This is a genomic window from Clostridium sp. DSM 17811 (genome assembly GCF_018861905.1).
In the GTDB taxonomy this organism is placed as follows: domain Bacteria; phylum Bacillota; class Clostridia; order Clostridiales; family Clostridiaceae; genus Clostridium_AD; species Clostridium_AD frigoriphilum.
Map to the genome: position 1 here is coordinate 1 of NZ_JAHLDU010000079.1, position 1,277 is coordinate 1,277.

Below are 1,277 nucleotides of genomic sequence, written 5' to 3' on the forward strand. Positions count from 1 at the left end.
TAATTGACTGGTTAAAATAAAATATTATTTCATTTCTTTACCTATTTCTCTGTTTAATTTTCAAAGACCAATGTGCCACTCGTATGTGACGACAAGGAGTATTCTATCATAACAGAATTATTGTATATTAACGTTATAGTTCATATATCTAAATTATTCTCATTTTTCTCCACTATTCACTATTAATCCTCCAATACCTCATGTTGATACACTAGGATAAGTATATAGTTTCTTGTCCTATATTAATTAATATTGAACCATACTATTATATTTAATTTAACAACTACTAATCACTTAACTGTTATAATATATATAAGGGGTTGATGTTATGTGTTACAAATCATTAGAAACAATTGTAAAAAACAGTACTAATATAGTTTTTTTCGGAGGTGCAGGTGTATCAACAGAAAGTTCCATTCCTGATTTTCGTTCCGCAAAAGGTCTATATAATGTAAAAAACGACTTAAAATTTTCTCCTGAAGTTATTTTGAGTCATTCTTTTTTTATAAATCATACCGAAGACTTTTTTAAGTTTTATAAAACTAATATGATTTTTACTGATGCAGTACCGAATGCTGCCCATATTACATTATCAAAGCTTGAAAAAAAAAATAAATTAAAAGCTATAATCACTCAAAATATTGATGGATTACACCAGATGGCAGGTTCAAAAAATGTTTATGAGCTTCATGGATCTATACATAGAAATTCTTGTATGAAATGCAACAAATCTTTTAGTTTAAATTATATATTAGCTAGCAAATCCATAGTTCCAATATGTGATAGTTGTGGTGGTATTGTCAAACCCGATGTAGTTCTTTATGAAGAAGGGTTAGATATGGATATCTTAGAAAGTTCCATTAAGGCAATAAGTATCGCTGATACATTAATTGTAGGTGGTACCTCTCTTGTAGTATATCCAGCAGCAAACCTAATTAAATATTTCAATGGAAATAACTTAATTCTCATCAACAAATCTCCAACCCAGTATGACAATCAAGCCAATTTAGTAATTAACGACAATATAGGAAAAGTTTTGAGTACTGTTTGTGCCTCCTTTATTTAAAAGGAGTAATTTATATTTTAACGTAAAAAAAACACTAAGTTATACTTAGTGTTTTTTTGTAACCTGGCGACAACCTACTCTTCCACAAGGTCACCCCTGGAGTACCATCGGCGCATTGAAGCTTAACCTTCGTGTTCGGTATGGGAACGGGTGTTACCTTCAGGCCATAATCACCAGATGAGAATATAAATATTCTCTGAAAATTGCACAG

General features: G+C 30.4%; 1 protein-coding gene and 1 rRNA gene. One reads left to right on the forward strand and one right to left on the reverse strand.

Annotated features, from left to right (window positions below; genetic code table 11):
* The first annotated feature begins 328 nt into the window (after positions 1 to 328).
* Positions 329 to 1,066 carry an NAD-dependent protein deacylase gene (locus tag KPL44_RS25015; RefSeq protein WP_216256106.1) on the forward strand — a complete coding sequence of 246 codons (738 nt, stop codon included), beginning with the start codon at positions 329 to 331 and terminating at the stop codon, positions 1,064 to 1,066.
* Between the two features lie 61 nt (positions 1,067 to 1,127).
* Here KPL44_RS25015 and rrf read toward each other — a convergent pair.
* Positions 1,128 to 1,244: ribosomal RNA gene (gene rrf, locus KPL44_RS25020) — 5S ribosomal RNA — on the reverse strand.
* Positions 1,245 to 1,277: the final 33 nt, after the last annotated feature.